This window comes from Mesorhizobium sp. WSM4808, assembly GCF_055811675.1.
In genome coordinates this window covers 107267-122796 of the sequence record NZ_JBVVQX010000016.1, presented here as the reverse complement: position 1 = coordinate 122796, position 15530 = coordinate 107267, and the positions used below count along the sequence as shown (strand labels likewise).

Annotated in this window: 17 protein-coding genes; 12 read left to right on the top strand and 5 right to left on the bottom strand. The window is 64.9% G+C overall.

The window, feature by feature from the left end:
- Window positions 1-47: 47 nt before the first annotated feature.
- Window positions 48-308 carry a hypothetical protein gene (locus AC0L2U_RS26150; protein WP_128289387.1) on the bottom strand — a complete coding sequence of 87 codons (261 nt, stop codon included), beginning with the start codon at window positions 306-308 and terminating at the stop codon, window positions 48-50.
- 76 nt (window positions 309-384) lie between these two features.
- The gene (locus AC0L2U_RS26145) at window positions 385-1137 is read right to left on the bottom strand and encodes a DUF899 domain-containing protein (RefSeq protein WP_127267445.1); all 753 of its coding nucleotides are present in this window, start codon (window positions 1135-1137) and stop codon (window positions 385-387) included.
- Between the two features lie 306 nt (window positions 1138-1443).
- Here AC0L2U_RS26145 and AC0L2U_RS26140 point away from each other — a divergent pair, with 306 nt between their 5' ends.
- From AC0L2U_RS26140 to AC0L2U_RS26130, 3 genes are all read left to right on the top strand, one after another.
- On the top strand, window positions 1444-2664 hold the full coding sequence (locus AC0L2U_RS26140; RefSeq protein ID WP_128289386.1) for a helix-turn-helix domain-containing protein: 1221 nt from the start codon (window positions 1444-1446) through the stop codon (window positions 2662-2664).
- A gap of 36 nt (window positions 2665-2700) precedes the next feature.
- Window positions 2701-3333 carry a Vgb family protein gene (locus AC0L2U_RS26135; protein ID WP_127267443.1) on the top strand — a complete coding sequence of 211 codons (633 nt, stop codon included), beginning with the start codon at window positions 2701-2703 and terminating at the stop codon, window positions 3331-3333.
- Window positions 3334-3478: 145 nt separating this feature from the next.
- Complete coding sequence (locus AC0L2U_RS26130; RefSeq protein WP_473602838.1) at window positions 3479-4327, top strand: aldo/keto reductase; 849 nt, start codon at window positions 3479-3481, stop codon at window positions 4325-4327.
- A 73-nt stretch (window positions 4328-4400) separates the two neighbouring features.
- On the opposite strand, the gene AC0L2U_RS26125 is transcribed toward AC0L2U_RS26130, so the two are convergent.
- Window positions 4401-4706 carry a hypothetical protein gene (locus AC0L2U_RS26125; protein WP_013530714.1) on the bottom strand — a complete coding sequence of 102 codons (306 nt, stop codon included), beginning with the start codon at window positions 4704-4706 and terminating at the stop codon, window positions 4401-4403.
- 208 nt (window positions 4707-4914) lie between these two features.
- Between AC0L2U_RS26125 and AC0L2U_RS26120 the strand changes: the two genes are divergently transcribed.
- Window positions 4915-6417: a helicase HerA domain-containing protein gene (locus AC0L2U_RS26120; protein WP_127297074.1), complete on the top strand. Its 1503-nt coding sequence runs from the start codon at window positions 4915-4917 to the stop codon at window positions 6415-6417.
- Window positions 6418-6544: 127 nt separating this feature from the next.
- Here AC0L2U_RS26120 and AC0L2U_RS26115 read toward each other — a convergent pair whose 3' ends face one another.
- Window positions 6545-7327, bottom strand: coding sequence for an SDR family oxidoreductase (locus AC0L2U_RS26115; RefSeq protein ID WP_127399380.1), 783 nt, complete (start codon window positions 7325-7327; stop codon window positions 6545-6547).
- Between the two features lie 173 nt (window positions 7328-7500).
- Window positions 7501-7779: an usg protein gene (locus AC0L2U_RS26110; protein WP_127320453.1), complete on the bottom strand. Its 279-nt coding sequence runs from the start codon at window positions 7777-7779 to the stop codon at window positions 7501-7503.
- Window positions 7780-8112: 333 nt separating this feature from the next.
- Between AC0L2U_RS26110 and groES the strand changes: the two genes are divergently transcribed.
- The 8 genes from groES to AC0L2U_RS26070 all read left to right on the top strand — a co-directional run bounded on the left by groES (window position 8113) and on the right by AC0L2U_RS26070 (window position 15523).
- Window positions 8113-8427, top strand: coding sequence for a co-chaperone GroES (gene groES, locus AC0L2U_RS26105; RefSeq protein WP_127255658.1), 315 nt, complete (start codon window positions 8113-8115; stop codon window positions 8425-8427).
- 56 nt (window positions 8428-8483) lie between these two features.
- Window positions 8484-10115 carry a chaperonin GroEL gene (groL, locus tag AC0L2U_RS26100; RefSeq protein WP_127809822.1) on the top strand — a complete coding sequence of 544 codons (1632 nt, stop codon included), beginning with the start codon at window positions 8484-8486 and terminating at the stop codon, window positions 10113-10115.
- 69 nt (window positions 10116-10184) lie between these two features.
- Window positions 10185-10412 (top strand): hypothetical protein, encoded by a 228-nt coding sequence (locus tag AC0L2U_RS26095; protein ID WP_013530720.1) that lies wholly within the window; start codon window positions 10185-10187, stop codon window positions 10410-10412.
- A gap of 92 nt (window positions 10413-10504) precedes the next feature.
- A complete protein-coding gene (locus AC0L2U_RS26090; RefSeq protein ID WP_127399278.1) occupies window positions 10505-10798 on the top strand; it encodes a DUF982 domain-containing protein in 294 nt (97 codons plus the stop codon).
- Window positions 10799-11135: 337 nt separating this feature from the next.
- Window positions 11136-12020, top strand: coding sequence for a helix-turn-helix domain-containing protein (locus AC0L2U_RS26085; RefSeq protein WP_473602837.1), 885 nt, complete (start codon window positions 11136-11138; stop codon window positions 12018-12020).
- Between the two features lie 252 nt (window positions 12021-12272).
- Window positions 12273-13352, top strand: coding sequence for an ABC transporter substrate-binding protein (locus AC0L2U_RS26080; RefSeq protein ID WP_127809824.1), 1080 nt, complete (start codon window positions 12273-12275; stop codon window positions 13350-13352).
- Between the two features lie 93 nt (window positions 13353-13445).
- Entirely contained in the window at window positions 13446-14267 is an 822-nt protein-coding gene (locus AC0L2U_RS26075; protein WP_127809825.1) for an ATP-binding cassette domain-containing protein, read from the top strand.
- Window positions 14264-15523: a sugar ABC transporter permease gene (locus tag AC0L2U_RS26070; RefSeq protein ID WP_127809826.1), complete on the top strand. Its 1260-nt coding sequence runs from the start codon at window positions 14264-14266 to the stop codon at window positions 15521-15523. The genes AC0L2U_RS26075 and AC0L2U_RS26070 overlap by 4 nt, the downstream gene beginning before the upstream one ends.
- Window positions 15524-15530 lie beyond the last annotated feature (7 nt).

Below are 15530 nucleotides of genomic sequence, written 5' to 3'. Positions count from 1 at the left end.
TCTTCTCCGATGTGCGGGGTGTCTGGAATTGGAACGGCGCGCTGCGCCTAGCGGACCCGCCTGCCGGAAATCACCCGCAGCCAGGGCGCCAGATGGAATGCGCTCATCAGCAGATACATCGCGGCCATGCCCGTGGGGGGCGAGGCGTCGGTGCCCATGCACAGCATGGCCGCATCGCCGCTGAAGATGCAGGTGAGCAGCGCCATCACGGCAAAGGTCGGTGCCGCGGCAAGGCAAAGCCAGTCGGCCAGCCCGAGGGTGGCGGCTTCCGGGATCGTGCTGCCGGCACCTGTGTGGATATCGCTCATCGCCTTAATCCTTCATGCCAGCCACGACAGGTTCCTCTCTCCACGGAATTGGGAGAGGACCCAAGCGGGACAACCGTTACTGCTCGCCCTTGTCCCTGAACGCCGCCTCGCCGGCAGCAGAGACTTCTTCCCATTTCTTGTCGGCCCCGGCGTCGTAATTGTCGTGCCAGTTCCACCAGGAGTAGAGGGGGGTCTGCGGATAGCCTTCGGGCGAGTCTTCCCAGATTTCCTGGCGGCCGAGCGGCGTCGCGTCGAGATAGCTCCAGACGGTGCCCATCGCCTCGTCGCCGCGGCTGTTGATGAGATAGGTGCGGAAGATGCGGTCGCCGTCATGGATGAAGACGTTGTGGCCGTGCCATTCGTCGACGCCGAAGTCCTTGTCGAAACTGTCAGTGATTGTGTACCAGGGCATCTGCCAGCCCATCCGCTGCTTCAGCCGCGCAATGTCGGCTTGCGGGGCACGCGAAGCGTAGGCAAGCGTGGTGTTGCGGGCGTTGAGATGGGCGAGGTGGCCGACCTGGTCGGCGCCCAGCGAACAGCCGCGGCAGGCATGATCGGGCCAGCCATGCACGCCGGGCTCGAAAAAGGCGCGGTAGACGATCAGCTGGCGGCGGCCTTCGAACAGATCGAGCAGGCTCGCTCTGCCGTTCGGCCCCTCGAACACATAGGCCTTGTCGACTTCCATCCACGGCATGCGCCGGCGCTCGGCGGCCAATGCGTCCTTGGCCCGTAGCGTTGCCTTTTCCTTCACCAGCATCTGTTCGCGGGCGGCTTCCCAGTCCTGCCTCGAAACGATCGGCGGGGTCTTCATTGCGATGTGCTTGGTCATTGGTCGTCTCCTTTGCCAGTCTGTTGTCGCTTGCTGTCAGCCAGAATAGGGCGGTGAAGCGCGGGGGTGGGAGTTACAAGTGTGACGGGATTTGCAGGAGCCGGCCCGTCGCAGCAGGGGTGGCGCATCCTCACGGTGCCTTCGGCCGCGTCATGGAGAGGAGTGTCGGTTGGCATTGTCGGTTCTCCCTTGGCGTGCCGCACGTTGCCGATAGAGTTGGCCGATGCGGCTTGCCGGTTCATGGTACGGATTTAAGTTAGGGCGGCGACGCACAAGGGTGGGAGTTACAAGTGTGACGGGATTTGAATGGATTCGCTGATCACCGCCGCGGCGCTGGCGCTGGCCGGAGGCGATCCGCTCGGCGCGCTGGATCGCGTCGCCCTGCGCGAGGATCCGCCGGCGCTGGCGCTGCGCGGCATCGCCATGGCGCAACTTGGCGATCTTGATCGCGCCAAGGCGCTGCTGCGGCGGGCCGCGCGTGGCTTCGGCCCGAAAGAAGCGGTAGCGCGTGCCAGATGCGTTGTTGCCGAGGCCGAGATTGCGCTGGTCTCACGGGATCTCGGCTGGCCGGCCAAGGCTTTGGATGCGGCGCGGGCGACGCTGGAAAAGCATGGCGACCGGCTGAACGCAGCGCATGCCGGCCACCTCAAGGTGCGCCGCCTGCTATTGATCGGCCGTCTCGACGAGGCCGAAGACGTGCTGGGCGGGCTCGATCCGATGCCGCTTCCGCCGGCCTCGCGCGCCGCCCACGAGCTGGCCGTCGCCGGCATCGCGATGCGGCGCCTCAAGACGAAGCGGGCGCGCAGGGCGTTGGAGTGGGCACGCCACGCCGCCCGCCAGGCCGGCATCGTGGGGCTCATCGCTGAAGTCGACCGTGCATTCCTGGCGCTGGATACGCCGGCGGCGCGGCTGATCGCGGCTGGCGAGCAGCGCTCGTTGCTGCTTGAGGACGTCGAGGCGTTGCAAGCGTCGCCGGCATTGCTGGTCGATAGCTTTCGCTATGTCGTGCGCCAACAGGAGAAAAGGGTCTCGCTGGCAACGCGCCCGGTGCTGTTTGCGCTGGCCCGTACGCTCGCCGAAGCGTGGCCAGGCGATGTGTCGAGGGCGAGGCTGATCGCGCAAGCCTTCGGCGGCAGGCACGCCGATGAATCGCACCGGGCACGGCTGCGGGTCGAGATCGGCCGGCTGCGCACCGAATTGCGCGGCCTGGCCGACATCGGCGCGACCAGCCAGGGCTTCGCGCTGGCGCCGCGCCAGGCACGCGAGGTGCTGGTGCTGGCGCGGCCGATCGAGGAGCGGCACGCGGCGGTGCTGGCTTTCCTTGCCGATGGTGAATCCTGGGCGAGTTCGGCGTTGGCGCTGGCGCTTGGCACCGGCCAACGCAGTGTGCAACGGGCGCTCGAGCAGCTTGGCGAGGCCGGCAAGGTGCAGTTTTTCGGTCACGGCCGGGCGCGCCGCTGGATGACGCCGCCGGTGGCGGGATTCACGACCACCTTGTTACTCCCGGCGCCGCTGCCGAGTGGTTAGTAAGGGACATCAGACCATCTCAGTGAGGACAACGACATGAAACAGTCAGCGGCCGAAATTCTGCGCGAATACGGACCCTTTCCAGATGTGGAGAGGGTGCATGGGGTGAGTTTTGACGGCAACAATGTCTGGTTCGCCTCGGGCGAGAAGCTGAACGCCTTCGACCCGGAAAACGGCCAAGCGCTGCGCTCGATCGACGTCGCGGCGCATGCCGGCACCGCCTGGGACGGCCAGCACTTCTTCCAGCTTGCCGACGACCTGATACAGAAGATCGACCCTGATACCGGCCAGGTGCTGGCGACCATTCCGGCACCGGGCGGCGGCGGCGATTCCGGGCTGACCTGGGCCGAAGGGACGCTCTGGGTGGGGCAATATCGCGAACGCAAGATCCACCAGATCGACCCGGAGACAGGGGCGATCCTGCGCACCATCGAATCCAACCGTTTCGTCACCGGGGTGACATGGGTCGAGGGCGAGCTGTGGCACGCCACCTGGGAAGGCGACCAGAGCGACCTGCGCCGCGTCGACCCGCGATCAGGCAAGGTTCTGGAGAAGCTCGACATGCCGGCCGGGATGGGCGTGTCGGGACTGGAATCCGATGGCGGCGACCGCCTCTATTGCGGCAGCACATCCGCCGGGGTGGTGAGGGCGGTGCGCCGGCCGCGGTGAGGATGCGGCCGACGCCGAAGTCACACTTGCAGGCGCACTTCACACGGCAATTTGTCCGCTGTCGGCTGGTCGTCGCATCCTGTCGGACCTAGATAGGCTGTGCACCGGGCAGACCGCCCGGACCCGCTTTGCAAAGGATCCCCCCATGCCTGAACAGCCCATCATGCCCGAACAGATTGCATTGAACGACGGCTCCGCCATTCCCCAGCTCGGCCTTGGCGTGTGGCAGGTCGACCAGGATATTACCGCCGAGGTGGTTGGTTGGGGCATCGAGGCCGGCTATCGCCTGATCGACACCGCCGAAGGCTACCAGAACGAGGAAGGGGTCGGAGAGGCGGTCCGCAGCGCCGGCGTGTCGCGGGCTGAGCTGTTCATCACCTCGAAACTGCGCAACGGCGCACACCAGCGCGATGCGGCGCTGCGCGCCTTCGATGACACCATGGCCAAGCTCGGCATTGAGCAGATCGACCTGTTCCTGATCCACTGGCCTGTGCCCAGCCAGGACAAATATGTCGAGGCCTGGAAGACGCTGGTCGAACTCCGGCAGGCCGGCCGCATCAAGTCGATCGGCGTTTCGAACTTCAACCAGGACCATCTGGAGCGGATCATCGCGGAAACCGGCGTGACGCCCGTCGTCAACCAGATCGAGTTGCATCCCCAGTTCCAGCAGCGCGGTGTCAGGGACTTTCACGCCAAGCACGACATCCGTATCGAAAGCTGGAGCCCGTTGGGCAGCGGCCGGCTGCTCGGCGATCTGACCATTTCAGGCATCGCCAAAAAACATGGCAAGTCCGTCGCCCAGGCGATCATCCGCTGGCATCTCCAAGAGGGGCTGATCGTCATTCTAAAGTCGATCCGCAGGGATCGCATCGCCGCCAATTTCGATGTCTTCGATTTTGAACTGGATGCCCAGGACCTGCAGACGATCCGCGGCATGGATTCGCCCGAAGGCCGCAACGGGCCCAACCCCGCCACGGCCGCGTTCCTGTTCTGAGGACTGCCGACCGCGAAGCTGCCGATCTCCCGCACGAGGGGGAGATTGGCCAATCTCCGGCCTCTCCGCGCGCTTAAATCCCGGACCCATCCAGCTGCTGGGCGTCTTCGCCTTCCCAGGGCGCTGGCATGGACGCACGGCTGAGGTTTGCCGTCGGCAACGGCATCCAGCACTTCAGTTCCGGGTCGGCATATTCGATGACGCGCCCGGGCGAGGAGTCCGACGCGCGCCAGCCTTCCGAGGCGAACTGGTCAGCACGCGACCAATAGGCAAGGTCTACTTCCGCCGGTCCCTGTTCGGACGGACGCACCGTGACCAGGATGCGGCTGCCATCCTTCGGCGCCGTCGACATGTGGCGCCACCGTTCGGGCTCGTCCATCGCATTCCTCCTCGCACTCGTAGCGTTGGGTGGAGTGTCGCCTCGTGGTCCGAAGGGGTCAACCCAAAGTTTGCGCCAGGCATCGGCTGATGACCCCTCCAGGCGGTGCCTGCACAGTTGTGCGCAACACGCCGCAGGCGGTCATGCACGCTCGACGGGCTGTGACCCAGTTGATAAGCCCGTCTGCGAAAGGAGCGCCTGAGTCGAGATGACCGTTGCGATCGAGATGGGACAGACGACCGCGGGCGCCCCGGCGAAGCTGGATCTTGAGGAACTGCTCGCGACTCGCCTTTTGGTGCAGGGCAATTCAGGCTCCGGCAAGTCGCATCTGCTGCGGCGCCTGCTGGAGCAGAGCGCACCCTGGGTGCAGCAGACCATCATCGATCCCGAGGGCGACTTCGTCTCGCTGGGCGACCGTTACGGCCATCTGGTGATCGATGCCGAGCAGCATACCGAGCGCGGCCTGCAGGCGGCCGGCGAGCGGGCGCGCATGCATCGCGTCTCCACCGTGCTCAATCTCGAAGGCCTCGACGCCGAGAACCAGATGCGACGTGCCGCCGCCTTCCTCGGCGGGCTGTTCGAGGTCGCCCGTGACCACTGGTACCCAATGCTGGTGGTGGTGGACGAGGCGCAGCTGTTCGCGCCGGCGGTGGCCGGCGAGGTGTCGGACGAGGCGCGCAAGCTTTCGCTCGGCGCCATGACCAATTTGATGTGCCGTGGCCGCAAGCGCGGGCTGGCCGGCATCATCGCCACCCAGCGGCTGGCCAAGCTCGCCAAGAACGTCGCAGCCGAGGCGTCCAATTTTCTCATGGGCCGCACCTTCCTCGATATCGACATGGCGCGTGCCGCCGATCTTCTGGGCATGGAGCGACGCCAGGCGGAAGCGTTCCGCGATCTGGAACGCGGGCAGTTCATGGCGCTCGGCCCGGCCCTGTCGCGCCGTCCGCTGGGGCTGCGCATCGGCCCGACCGACACCAGCCCGCGCAACGGCACGCCGCGGCTCATGGCAATGCCGGAATCCGCGCTGGAAGACGCACGCGCGATCATCCTGGCGGCGCCGCCACCCGAGACGGTGCGCACGCCGCGCCGCCCGGCGTCGCCGGACCTGCTCGACCAGCTGATGGCGGCCAAATCGGCGGCACTGGAAATGCGCCCCGAGCCGGCGGAGCCGCAAATCAGCGCCGAGGATCTGGCCGAGCGTCGTGAGCGCGTCGACCGTGTGCTGCGCGCCATCCTGGCGCAGCCCGATGCGGGTTTTCGCGTGATCGGGGTGCTCTATCAGGAATTCGTGGTCCGCTGCCGCATAGAAGGCCTCGCGTCGGTCGTGCCGGACCTGCCGGAGTTCCGCCGCATGCTGACGCGCGCCCGTGCCGGCCTTGGTTCCGAGACGACGCAGGATGACGCGTGGCGGGACGTTTCCGTCCGCGCGTCGCTGCTGCCCGACGACATGCAGGGCGTGTTCATGATGATCGCCCGTGCGGCGAAAGAGGGCTGGCCGTGCCCGAGCGACGCCGCGATCGCCCGTGCCTACGGCTCGCACTCGCTGCGCCGCGCCCGGCGCCTCTTGACCTATATCGAGGAGCAGGGCCTCATCGTCTGCCAACTCGACGGGACAGGCCGGCGCACCGTGACGCTGGTCGAATTGGCCTGGGCCACCGCACCGGGAGATCCGAATGCCGAGGAGGTGGAGCAGGGGAGCCTGGCGCTGTGAGGCGGCGCGGGTGCTTTGAGCGAATGGGGCGATAGGCTTTTTCAGTCACCCTCATCGCGACCAACTTCTGACGGCAACGGTGCCGACGCGAAATGCGTCATGCAGGGCGCATGCGTTTCGATGGCGCTCACCGGTTCGCCCCGATCACCCACTGTTCCTGGTCGACGAGCGTGCCGGTCATCGGCCCGGCAGCATCCGAAAGCAGGAAGACGGCGAGGTTGGCGATGTCGCTCGTCGAGAACAGGCGGCCGAAGGGTTGCGAGGCGTTGGCGGCATCGAGCCAGCCCGGCCCGTTGCCCAGCGTGTCGGCCTGCATGACACGTTCGGCCGGCGTGTCGGTCCAGCCGACATTGATGCCGTTGACGCGGATGCGATCGAAGCGATGGGCGTTGGCGGCGTTTTTGGTCAGCGTGGCCAGCGCGCCCTTGCTGGCGGAATAGACGGCGAGTTCCGGCGAGCCGCAATGGGCGTTGATCGACAGGATGTTGACGATGGCGCCGCCCTGGCCACGCTTCTTCATGTCGGCGATGGCCGCCTGCATAAGGAAGAACGGTGCCCGCGCGTTGACCGCGAACAGCGAGGCCCAGCCATCGAGATCGGCGTCGAGGAACGAGGCCCGGTCGGTCAGCCCTGCGGCGTTGACCAGCGCATCGATGCGGCCGAAGCGCTCGATGCAGGCTTGCGCCAAAAGGGCAGGGGCCGCCGGGTCGGCGAGGTCCGCGGCGACGAAGACCGTCGGCGTGCCGAGCCGCGAAAGCTCTTCCGCCACGGCATCGCCGCGGGTCTTCTCGCGCCCGGTGACGAGCAGGCCGCCGGCGCCGCAGCGCGCCAGCGTCTCGGCGATGGCGCGGCCGATGCCTTGCGTCGAGCCGGTGACCAGCGCCACCTTGCCGTTGAGCTGAAGCTCCATTCCTCTTCCCCACCTCGCATCTGGTTTCAGGCTAGCGCGGCAGGATCGTTTTACAACATGGAAATTGGAAATCTTGGAGCGGAGATTGTTGGCGCTGCGTGGGGCCGGCAAGAGCCTGCTCCAACGTCGTCGCTCCGGGGGCGAAGCAGGAGCGGAGTCCGTCTTAAAGACCTCTAGTGGACCGTGATGATGCCCTCGACGGCTCGCCACTCCGAAGGCCGGATGAGCCGGTGATGAGCAACGCGGACCGAGTGCAGCGGACCGTCGAGTTCGCGCTCCCAATATTGGAGAAAGCCCTTGAGTTCGGGAAAGGCCGGAGCGAGATCATAGTCCTGCCAGACATAGAGCTGAAGCAGGCTCGGATGATCAGGCAGGTGATAGTGGATTTCGGCCGTCGTCAGGCCATAACCTTCCATTTGCAGGCGGAATTCGCTGCTGACCGTATCGGCCATGTCTTTCTCCTTCTCTCTCCGTTCAGGCCTCCAGCCCGCGACGTCCGTATTGAACTCGCCCGATGCCATGCCGGGGACGATCGGTTCCTCTTCAAACAACGTCGCGAGAAGCTCGGGGGTTCCGAAAATAGCCGCGCCATAACAGTGCGTTGGCGCCCTTTCTGGTCGAATGGAAAAATTTTTTCGCCGGTCTCTTGAAACCGAAAAACGGCAAAACTAGCTCGATATGCGCCGCGATGCCTGACGAAGGGTCGGGGCGTTCCGCACCGGTCCGATATTGCCGGTTCGGTGCGGAGGAACCTCAAAAACCTGTTTGTCCACGAGGAGAACGACATGGCGTTCCGTCCATTGCATGACCGTATTCTGGTCCGCCGCCTTGAAGCCGAGGAGAAGACCTCCGGCGGCATCATCATCCCCGATACCGCAAAGGAAAAACCGCAGGAAGGTGAAGTGCTCGCCGTCGGTCCCGGCGCGCGCGACGACAGCGGCAAGCTTGTCGAACTCGATGTCAAGGTCGGCGACCGCATCCTGTTCGGCAAATGGTCCGGCACCGAAATCAAACTCGACGGCGAGGACCTGCTCATCATGAAGGAAAGCGACGTGATGGGTGTCATCGATGAGATCGCCGAAGTGAAGAAGGCCGCCTGACGGCTTCTTCGTATCCATCCAGTCAACGAATGCTGCCTAGATAAAGGAGTGATCCAATGGCTGCCAAAGAAGTGAAATTCCATACCGAAGCGCGCGAGAAGATGCTGCGCGGCGTCGATATCCTTGCCAATGCGGTAAAGGTGACGCTCGGTCCCAAGGGGCGCAATGTCGTCATCGACAAGTCGTTCGGCGCTCCGCGCATCACCAAGGACGGCGTCACCGTGGCCAAGGAAATCGAGCTTGAAGACAAGTTCGAGAATATGGGCGCCCAGATGGTGCGCGAAGTGGCTTCCAAGACCAACGACCTTGCCGGCGACGGCACGACGACCGCAACGGTGCTTGCACAGGCGATCGTCAGGGAAGGGGCCAAGGCGGTTGCCTCGGGCATGAACCCGATGGATTTGAAGCGCGGCATCGACAAGGCGGTCGATGCGGTGGTCGCCGAACTGAAGACCAATGCCCGCAAGGTCACCCGAAACGACGAGATCGCGCAGGTAGGCACCATCTCCGCCAATGGCGATGCCGAGATCGGCCGTTTCCTCGCCGAGGCAATGGAGAAGGTCGGCAATGAAGGTGTCATCACGGTGGAGGAGGCCAAGACCGCCGAGACCGAACTCGAAGTCGTGGAAGGCATGCAGTTCGACCGCGGCTATCTCTCGCCCTATTTCATCACCAACCAGGACAAGATGCGCGTCGAACTCGATGAGCCTTATGTGCTGATCCACGAGAAGAAGCTCTCCAACCTGCAAGCGATGCTGCCCGTGCTTGAAGCCGTGGTGCAGTCGGGCAAGCCGCTCTTGATCATCGCCGAGGATGTGGAAGGCGAGGCGCTGGCGACGCTGGTCGTCAACAAGCTGCGCGGCGGCCTCAAGGTCGCGGCCGTGAAGGCGCCGGGCTTCGGCGACCGCCGCAAGGCCATGCTGGAAGACATCGCCATTCTCACCGGCGGCACCGCGATCTCGGAAGATCTCGGCATCAAGCTGGAAAATGTGACGCTGCAGATGCTGGGCCGCGCCAAGAAAGTGGTGATCGAGAAGGAAAACACCACCATCGTCGACGGTGTCGGCCGCAAGGAAGAGATCCAGGGCCGTGTCGCGCAGATCAAGGCGCAGATCGAGGAGACCACCTCCGACTACGACCGCGAGAAGTTGCAGGAGCGGCTGGCCAAACTCGCCGGCGGCGTTGCGGTGATCCGGGTCGGCGGCTCGACCGAGGTCGAGGTCAAGGAGCGTAAGGACCGCGTCGACGATGCGCTGCATGCGACCCGCGCGGCCGTCGAGGAGGGCGTGCTGCCTGGCGGCGGTGTCGCGCTGCTGCGGGCAGCCAAGGCGCTCGATGCCGTGCAGACCGACAATGCGGACCAGAAGACTGGCGTCGATATCGTGCGCCGTGCCATCGAAACGCCGGTCCGGCAGATCGCCGAGAATGCCGGCGCCGAAGGCTCGATCATCGTCGGCAAGCTGCGCGAGAAAAGCGAATTCGGCTGGGGCTGGAACGCCCAGACCAACGAATTCGGCGATCTCTACGGCCAGGGCGTCATCGACCCGGCCAAGGTGGTGCGCACCGCTCTCCAGGACGCGGCATCGGTCGCCGGCCTGCTGGTGACCACGGAGGCGATGGTGGCCGAGAAGCCGAAGAAGGAAGCCGCCGCCCCGGCAATGCCCGCCGGCGCCAGTATGGACTTCTGAGGTCACGGCCAATCCGCCCGCTTCCCTGGCGGGGAGCGGGCGTCATCCGAAGAGAAAGTGGAGGTAAAGATGGATGCAATGGCTGGCCTCGGATCCGTACCGGCTCCTACGCACCAAGCGAAGGAATTCCTGGCCTACGAAACAGAATGCAGGAACGTGCTGAAGCCGCTGCTGGCAGGGCTGCTCGACATGGCTGAAGCTGCCGGCTGGAACCGGCGAACCGCGGCGTCGGCACTGATGTTCCTTGCCGCGCAGCAAGTGTCGGCAACATCCGAGGTATCCGCCGGCAGCGGTTGAACGGGAATCGGCCAGTCCATTCACCTATCCGCGGCGGGCCGCGCTCCCGGTGCTCGGCCCGCTACAGGCACAATCGAGAGGAGGCACAAGCCATGAATCGCGGGCAATTTGAGGAACCGGTCACCCTTCTGGTCGGAATGGGCTTTCCGAGGAAGATCGACAGCGTGATGGAAGCTTACGCACTGCTGCAGGACTGGCCGAGCGCCGGCCGCAACGGCGCCCATGCCGTCGCACTCAACGCTTGCAAGGAGGGCATCGTCGGCGAGATTGATTCGGAGACGGTGCGGGCCACGCTGGTCAGCTTCGCGCGCCGCCACGACATATTGGTGCCGGAGATGGTTTCGCCGCTCGCGACGGCGGCCGGTGGTGCGCTGCGCACGAGGTGAACTGACGATGACGGCGCTGCAACAGCGCCTGAACACGCTGTTCTTGCGATAGGCCAGGCGACCACGGAGACGCCGGAATTCCTTTCCGGGCGGGCGGCATCCTCGTTGGTCAATTGAGCGAACGCGTCAGCAAGACTGACCTGTTCTGCCCGAATAGCGCTTCTGAGCGCCGCCTCCCGGTTAAAAAAGTATCATCCGTTGTCTTGAATCGTGGTGGCGCCTGTTGTCATGAGCCGGTACCTTGGCTCTTGAAATGCAGAGCCGAAACCAATTCGGCCGGGTTAGGGAATTAGGCCGAACGCGGCAGATATCCGTGCCGGCCCGGGAGGAAACGGACATGGAACCGGACCTGGAAGTTGTCCAGATACGACGCGGTGAGTCCTTCAAGGCGTGGTCGCACGGCTACCCCTTCCACACGGTGCGCTGGCACTTCCATCCCGAATATGAACTGCATCAGGTGATCTTCACCAACGGCCGCTATTTCGTCGGCGACTTCATCGGCGAGTTCGAGCCGGGCAATCTGGTGCTGACCGGACCGAACCTGCCGCACAATTGGGTCAGCGATATCCCTAGGGACAGTTCGATCCCGCTGCGCGGCCGCATCATTCAGTTTTCCGAAAGTTTCATCGGCGATGCCATGCATGTGCTGCCGGAGTTGGCGGGACTTGCGGCTCTGCTCGAGGCGTCGCGGCGCGGCGTGCTGTTTTCCAGCCGCACCAGCAAGGCGCTGGCGCCGCTGATGGAAGAGATGATGCAGGCGCAAGGCGTGCGCCGCATCGAACTGTTCATGATGATCGCCGGCCTGCTCAGCCGCGCCCAGGAATTCCAGCTTTTGGCCAGCGCCAGCTACCGGCCCGATCCCTCCGGCTACATGACCGCCGGCATGAACAAGGCGCTCGCCTATATCAGGGAGAACCTGACGCAGTTGTTCGACGAGGCGGATCTCGCCGCCATCGCCGGCCAGTCGACCGGTGCGTTCTCGCGCTCGTTTCGCCGTCACACGGGCATGTCGCTGGTGCAGTATGTGAAGCGGCTGCGCATCAACCTCGCCTGCCAGATCCTGATGAGCGACGAGCAGGCCTCGATCACCGACATTTGCTACGAGGTCGGCTTCAACAATCTGTCCATTTTCAACCGGCAGTTCCTGGCGGAGAAGGGCATGCCGCCCTCGCGCTTCAGGCGCCTGCTGGCCGACAACATCAACGCGGGAAAAGCCGCTTAACGGAGGAGCCAGGGAGGAACCAAGGGAGGAATTTTTCTTTTGCATGACGACGTGAGCCGCGTGGAGCGGTTCGCGATGGAGCACACTTGTCTCAAATTTCCTCCGCTTAGCGGAGGATGTAGGCGCGGACTCGAAAGGCCGGCGCCGGACCCTAATTCCCAATTGCAGTTTGGGGCGAGGGCGGAGGCGTGTCTCCACACCAAAGCAGTCAACGACCTTCTTACAACCATATCCAGAAACGGAGAAGACCGAATGACCAAACTTTCATCTTCATTGAAGTCCGCTGGCAAGTCCGCCGGCATGGCAGCCCTTGCGCTGTCGCTGCTGGCTGGCACCGCCATGGCCGCCGAAGTCACCGACGCCACCGTGGCCTTCCTGATGCCCGACCAGGCCTCGACCCGCTACGAGCAGCATGATTATCCCGGCTTCGCCGCCGAGATGAAGAAGCTGTGCCCGGGCTGCAAGGTGCTCTACCAGAACGCCGATGCCGACGCCTCGCGCCAGCAGCAGCAGTTCAACTCGGTGATCTCGCAGGGCGCCAAGGCGATCGTGCTCGACCCGGTCGACTCGACCGCCGCCGCCTCGCTGGTCAAGCTGGCGCAGAGCCAGGGCATCAAGGTCATCGCCTATGACCGGCCGATCCCGACAGCGCCGGCCGATTTCTATGTGTCGTTCAACAATGAAGGCATCGGCAAGGCCATCGCCGACTCGCTGGTCGAGCACCTGAAGGCGCTGAAGGTCGATCCGGCCAGCGGCGGTGTGCTGCAGATCAACGGCTCGCCGACCGACGCGGCGGCCGGCCTGATCAAGAAGGGCATCCATGCCGGCCTCGACAACAGTGGCTACAAGATCCTGGCCGAATACGACACGCCGGAATGGGCGCCGCCGAAGGCGCAGCAATGGGCCGGCGGCCAGATCACCCGCTTCGGACCAAAAATCCTCGGCGTGGTTGCGGCCAATGACGGCACCGGCGGCGGCGCCATCGCGGCCTTCAAGGCGGCCGGCGTCGATCCGGTGCCGCCGGTGACCGGCAATGACGCGACGATCGCGGCACTGCAGCTGATCATCGCCGGCGACCAGTACAACACCATCTCCAAGCCGAGCGAGATCGTGGCGGCGGCCGCCGCCAACATCGCCATCAAGCTGCTTTCGGGCGAGACGCCGAAGGCCGAGATGACGCTGTACGACACGCCCTCGCAGCTGTTCACGCCGGCCGTGGTGACGCAGGAAAACCTGAAGGCCGAGATCATCGACAAGAAGATCAACACCGCGGCCGAACTCTGCGTCGATCGTTACGCGGAAGGCTGCAAGAAGCTGGGCATCGGGAACTGACCGCGACCCTTGCCCGCTCCGCTGCCTGGCCACCGTGCGGTGGCCAGGCAGCGCTCATCCGACATTTGAACCGGTTTTGAAAGGCTTCCTGGCATGATCGATACCCCGGACGAACCGGTTCCGGCAGGCGAGCTGGTGCTCAGCCTGCGCGGCGTTTCGAAGAATTTCGGCGCCGTTTCGGCGCTCACCGACATCGATCTCGATGTCCATGCTGGCGAGGTGGTGGCGCTGGTCGGCGACAATGGCGCCGGCAAGTCGACCCTGGTCAAGATCCTGGCCGGCGTGCATCAGCCGAGTTCGGGCACCATCAATTATCGCGGCCAACAGGTGACGCTTGCAGATCCGAGTGCGGCGCTGACGCTCGGCATAGCCACCGTGTTCCAGGATCTGGCGCTGTGCGAGAACCTCGACATCGTCGCCAACATCTTTCTCGGCCGTGAGCTCAACCCGCTGCGGCTGGACGAGGTGGCGATGGAAGTGCGCGCCTGGACGCTGCTCAACGAGCTATCGGCGCGTATCCCAAGCGTGCGCGAAGTGGTCGCTTCGTTGTCGGGCGGCCAACGCCAGACGGTGGCGATCGCCCGCTCGCTGCTGCTCGAACCCAAGCTCATCCTGCTCGACGAGCCGACGGCGGCGCTCGGCGTGGCGCAGACGGCGGAAGTGCTCAACCTGATCGAGCGCGTGCGCGACCGCGGCCTCGGCGTCGTCATCATCAGCCACAATATGGAAGACGTGCGCGCCGTCGCCGACCGCATCGTCGTGCTGCGGCTTGGCCGCAACAACGGCATCTTCACCCCCGATGCCTCGAACCAGGAACTGGTCAGCGCCATCACCGGCGCGTCGAACAATTCGGTATCGCGGCGCGCCGAGCGGAGACAGGCCAGGCAAGACCGAACCCAGGAGCCACGCCCATGAGCCGCGAAGCCGAACAGGCCGCCCCCGTGCCGCCGCAGCTCGACCGCGCCGATGTGCGCGTCAAGCACGAGGCGGGGATCGGCGGCGCCATCCGCAGGTTCTTCGACCGGGTCCGCTCAGGCGATCTCGGCTCGCTGCCGGTCATCGTCGGGCTGGTCATCATCTGGACGGTGTTTGCCAGCATCAACCCGATCTTCTTGTCATCAAGCAATCTGGTCAATCTGCTGTTCGATTGCTCCACCGTGGGAGTCATCGCGCTCGGCATCGTCTGCGTTTTGATGGTCGGCGAAATCGACCTGTCTGTCGGTTCGATCAGCGGCTTTGCCTCGGCTATGGTCGGTACGCTGTGGGTCAACCAGGGCTGGCCGGTGGCGCTCGCCATTCTGGCCGCTGTCGCCGTCGGCGGCTTTATCGGCGCACTCTACGCGCTGCTGTTCAACCGGCTGGGCATGCCGAGCTTCGTCTCGACGCTGGCCGGTCTGCTGGCGGTGCTTGGCCTGCAGCTCTACATTCTCGGCTCGACCGGCTCGATCAATCTGCCCTACGGCTCGAACCTGGTGAATTTCGGCCAGCTGCTGATGATGCCGAAGTTCGTCTCGTTCGCTCTGGCGGCCGTGCCCGGTATCGTCATGCTGGTCACCGGCCTGCGCACTGTCGCGCGCCGCCGCGCCGCCAACCTGTCGGCGCCGTCGACCGGCGGGCTCGTCACGCGCGCGGTCGTGATCACGGTCATCCTCGAACTCATCGTCTTCTATCTCAACCAGGCGCGCGGCATTCCGTGGATGTTCGGCCTGTTCGTCGGCCTGGTCATATCAATGCATTACGCGCTGACGCGGACCAAATGGGGCCGCTCGATGTCGGCGGTCGGCGGCAACCGCGAGGCGGCAAGGCGCGCCGGCATCAATGTGCGGCTGATCTATTCGAGCGCCTTCGTGCTGTGCTCGATGCTGGCCGCTTTCGGCGGCGTGCTGTCGGCGGCCCGCCTGGCCTCGGCCAGCCAGCAGGCCGGCACCGGCGACGTCAACCTCAACGCCATCGCGGCGGCCGTCATAGGCGGTACCAGCCTGTTCGGCGGTCGCGGCAGTGCGTATTCGGCGCTGCTCGGCATCATCGTCATCCAGTCGATCGCCAGCGGCCTGACGCTGCTCGATCTGTCCTCGTCGCTTCGGTACATGATCACCGGCGCCGTGCTTGCCATCGCGGTCATCGTCGACTCGCTGGCACGCCGCTCGCGTGTCTCCCATGGCCGGGCCTGAACCCATC

Coding starts and splice junctions, on each gene's coding strand:
- AC0L2U_RS26150 (WP_128289387.1), bottom strand. CDS start 308: ATGAGCGATATCCACACAGGTGCCGGCAGCACGATCCCGGAAGCCGCC.
- AC0L2U_RS26145 (WP_127267445.1), bottom strand. CDS start 1,137: ATGACCAAGCACATCGCAATGAAGACCCCGCCGATCGTTTCGAGGCAG.
- AC0L2U_RS26140 (WP_128289386.1), top strand. CDS start 1,444: ATGGATTCGCTGATCACCGCCGCGGCGCTGGCGCTGGCCGGAGGCGAT.
- AC0L2U_RS26135 (WP_127267443.1), top strand. CDS start 2,701: ATGAAACAGTCAGCGGCCGAAATTCTGCGCGAATACGGACCCTTTCCA.
- AC0L2U_RS26130 (WP_473602838.1), top strand. CDS start 3,479: ATGCCTGAACAGCCCATCATGCCCGAACAGATTGCATTGAACGACGGC.
- AC0L2U_RS26125 (WP_013530714.1), bottom strand. CDS start 4,706: ATGGACGAGCCCGAACGGTGGCGCCACATGTCGACGGCGCCGAAGGAT.
- AC0L2U_RS26120 (WP_127297074.1), top strand. CDS start 4,915: ATGACCGTTGCGATCGAGATGGGACAGACGACCGCGGGCGCCCCGGCG.
- AC0L2U_RS26115 (WP_127399380.1), bottom strand. CDS start 7,327: ATGGAGCTTCAGCTCAACGGCAAGGTGGCGCTGGTCACCGGCTCGACG.
- AC0L2U_RS26110 (WP_127320453.1), bottom strand. CDS start 7,779: ATGGCCGATACGGTCAGCAGCGAATTCCGCCTGCAAATGGAAGGTTAT.
- groES (WP_127255658.1), top strand. CDS start 8,113: ATGGCGTTCCGTCCATTGCATGACCGTATTCTGGTCCGCCGCCTTGAA.
- groL (WP_127809822.1), top strand. CDS start 8,484: ATGGCTGCCAAAGAAGTGAAATTCCATACCGAAGCGCGCGAGAAGATG.
- AC0L2U_RS26095 (WP_013530720.1), top strand. CDS start 10,185: ATGGATGCAATGGCTGGCCTCGGATCCGTACCGGCTCCTACGCACCAA.
- AC0L2U_RS26090 (WP_127399278.1), top strand. CDS start 10,505: ATGAATCGCGGGCAATTTGAGGAACCGGTCACCCTTCTGGTCGGAATG.
- AC0L2U_RS26085 (WP_473602837.1), top strand. CDS start 11,136: ATGGAACCGGACCTGGAAGTTGTCCAGATACGACGCGGTGAGTCCTTC.
- AC0L2U_RS26080 (WP_127809824.1), top strand. CDS start 12,273: ATGACCAAACTTTCATCTTCATTGAAGTCCGCTGGCAAGTCCGCCGGC.
- AC0L2U_RS26075 (WP_127809825.1), top strand. CDS start 13,446: ATGATCGATACCCCGGACGAACCGGTTCCGGCAGGCGAGCTGGTGCTC.
- AC0L2U_RS26070 (WP_127809826.1), top strand. CDS start 14,264: ATGAGCCGCGAAGCCGAACAGGCCGCCCCCGTGCCGCCGCAGCTCGAC.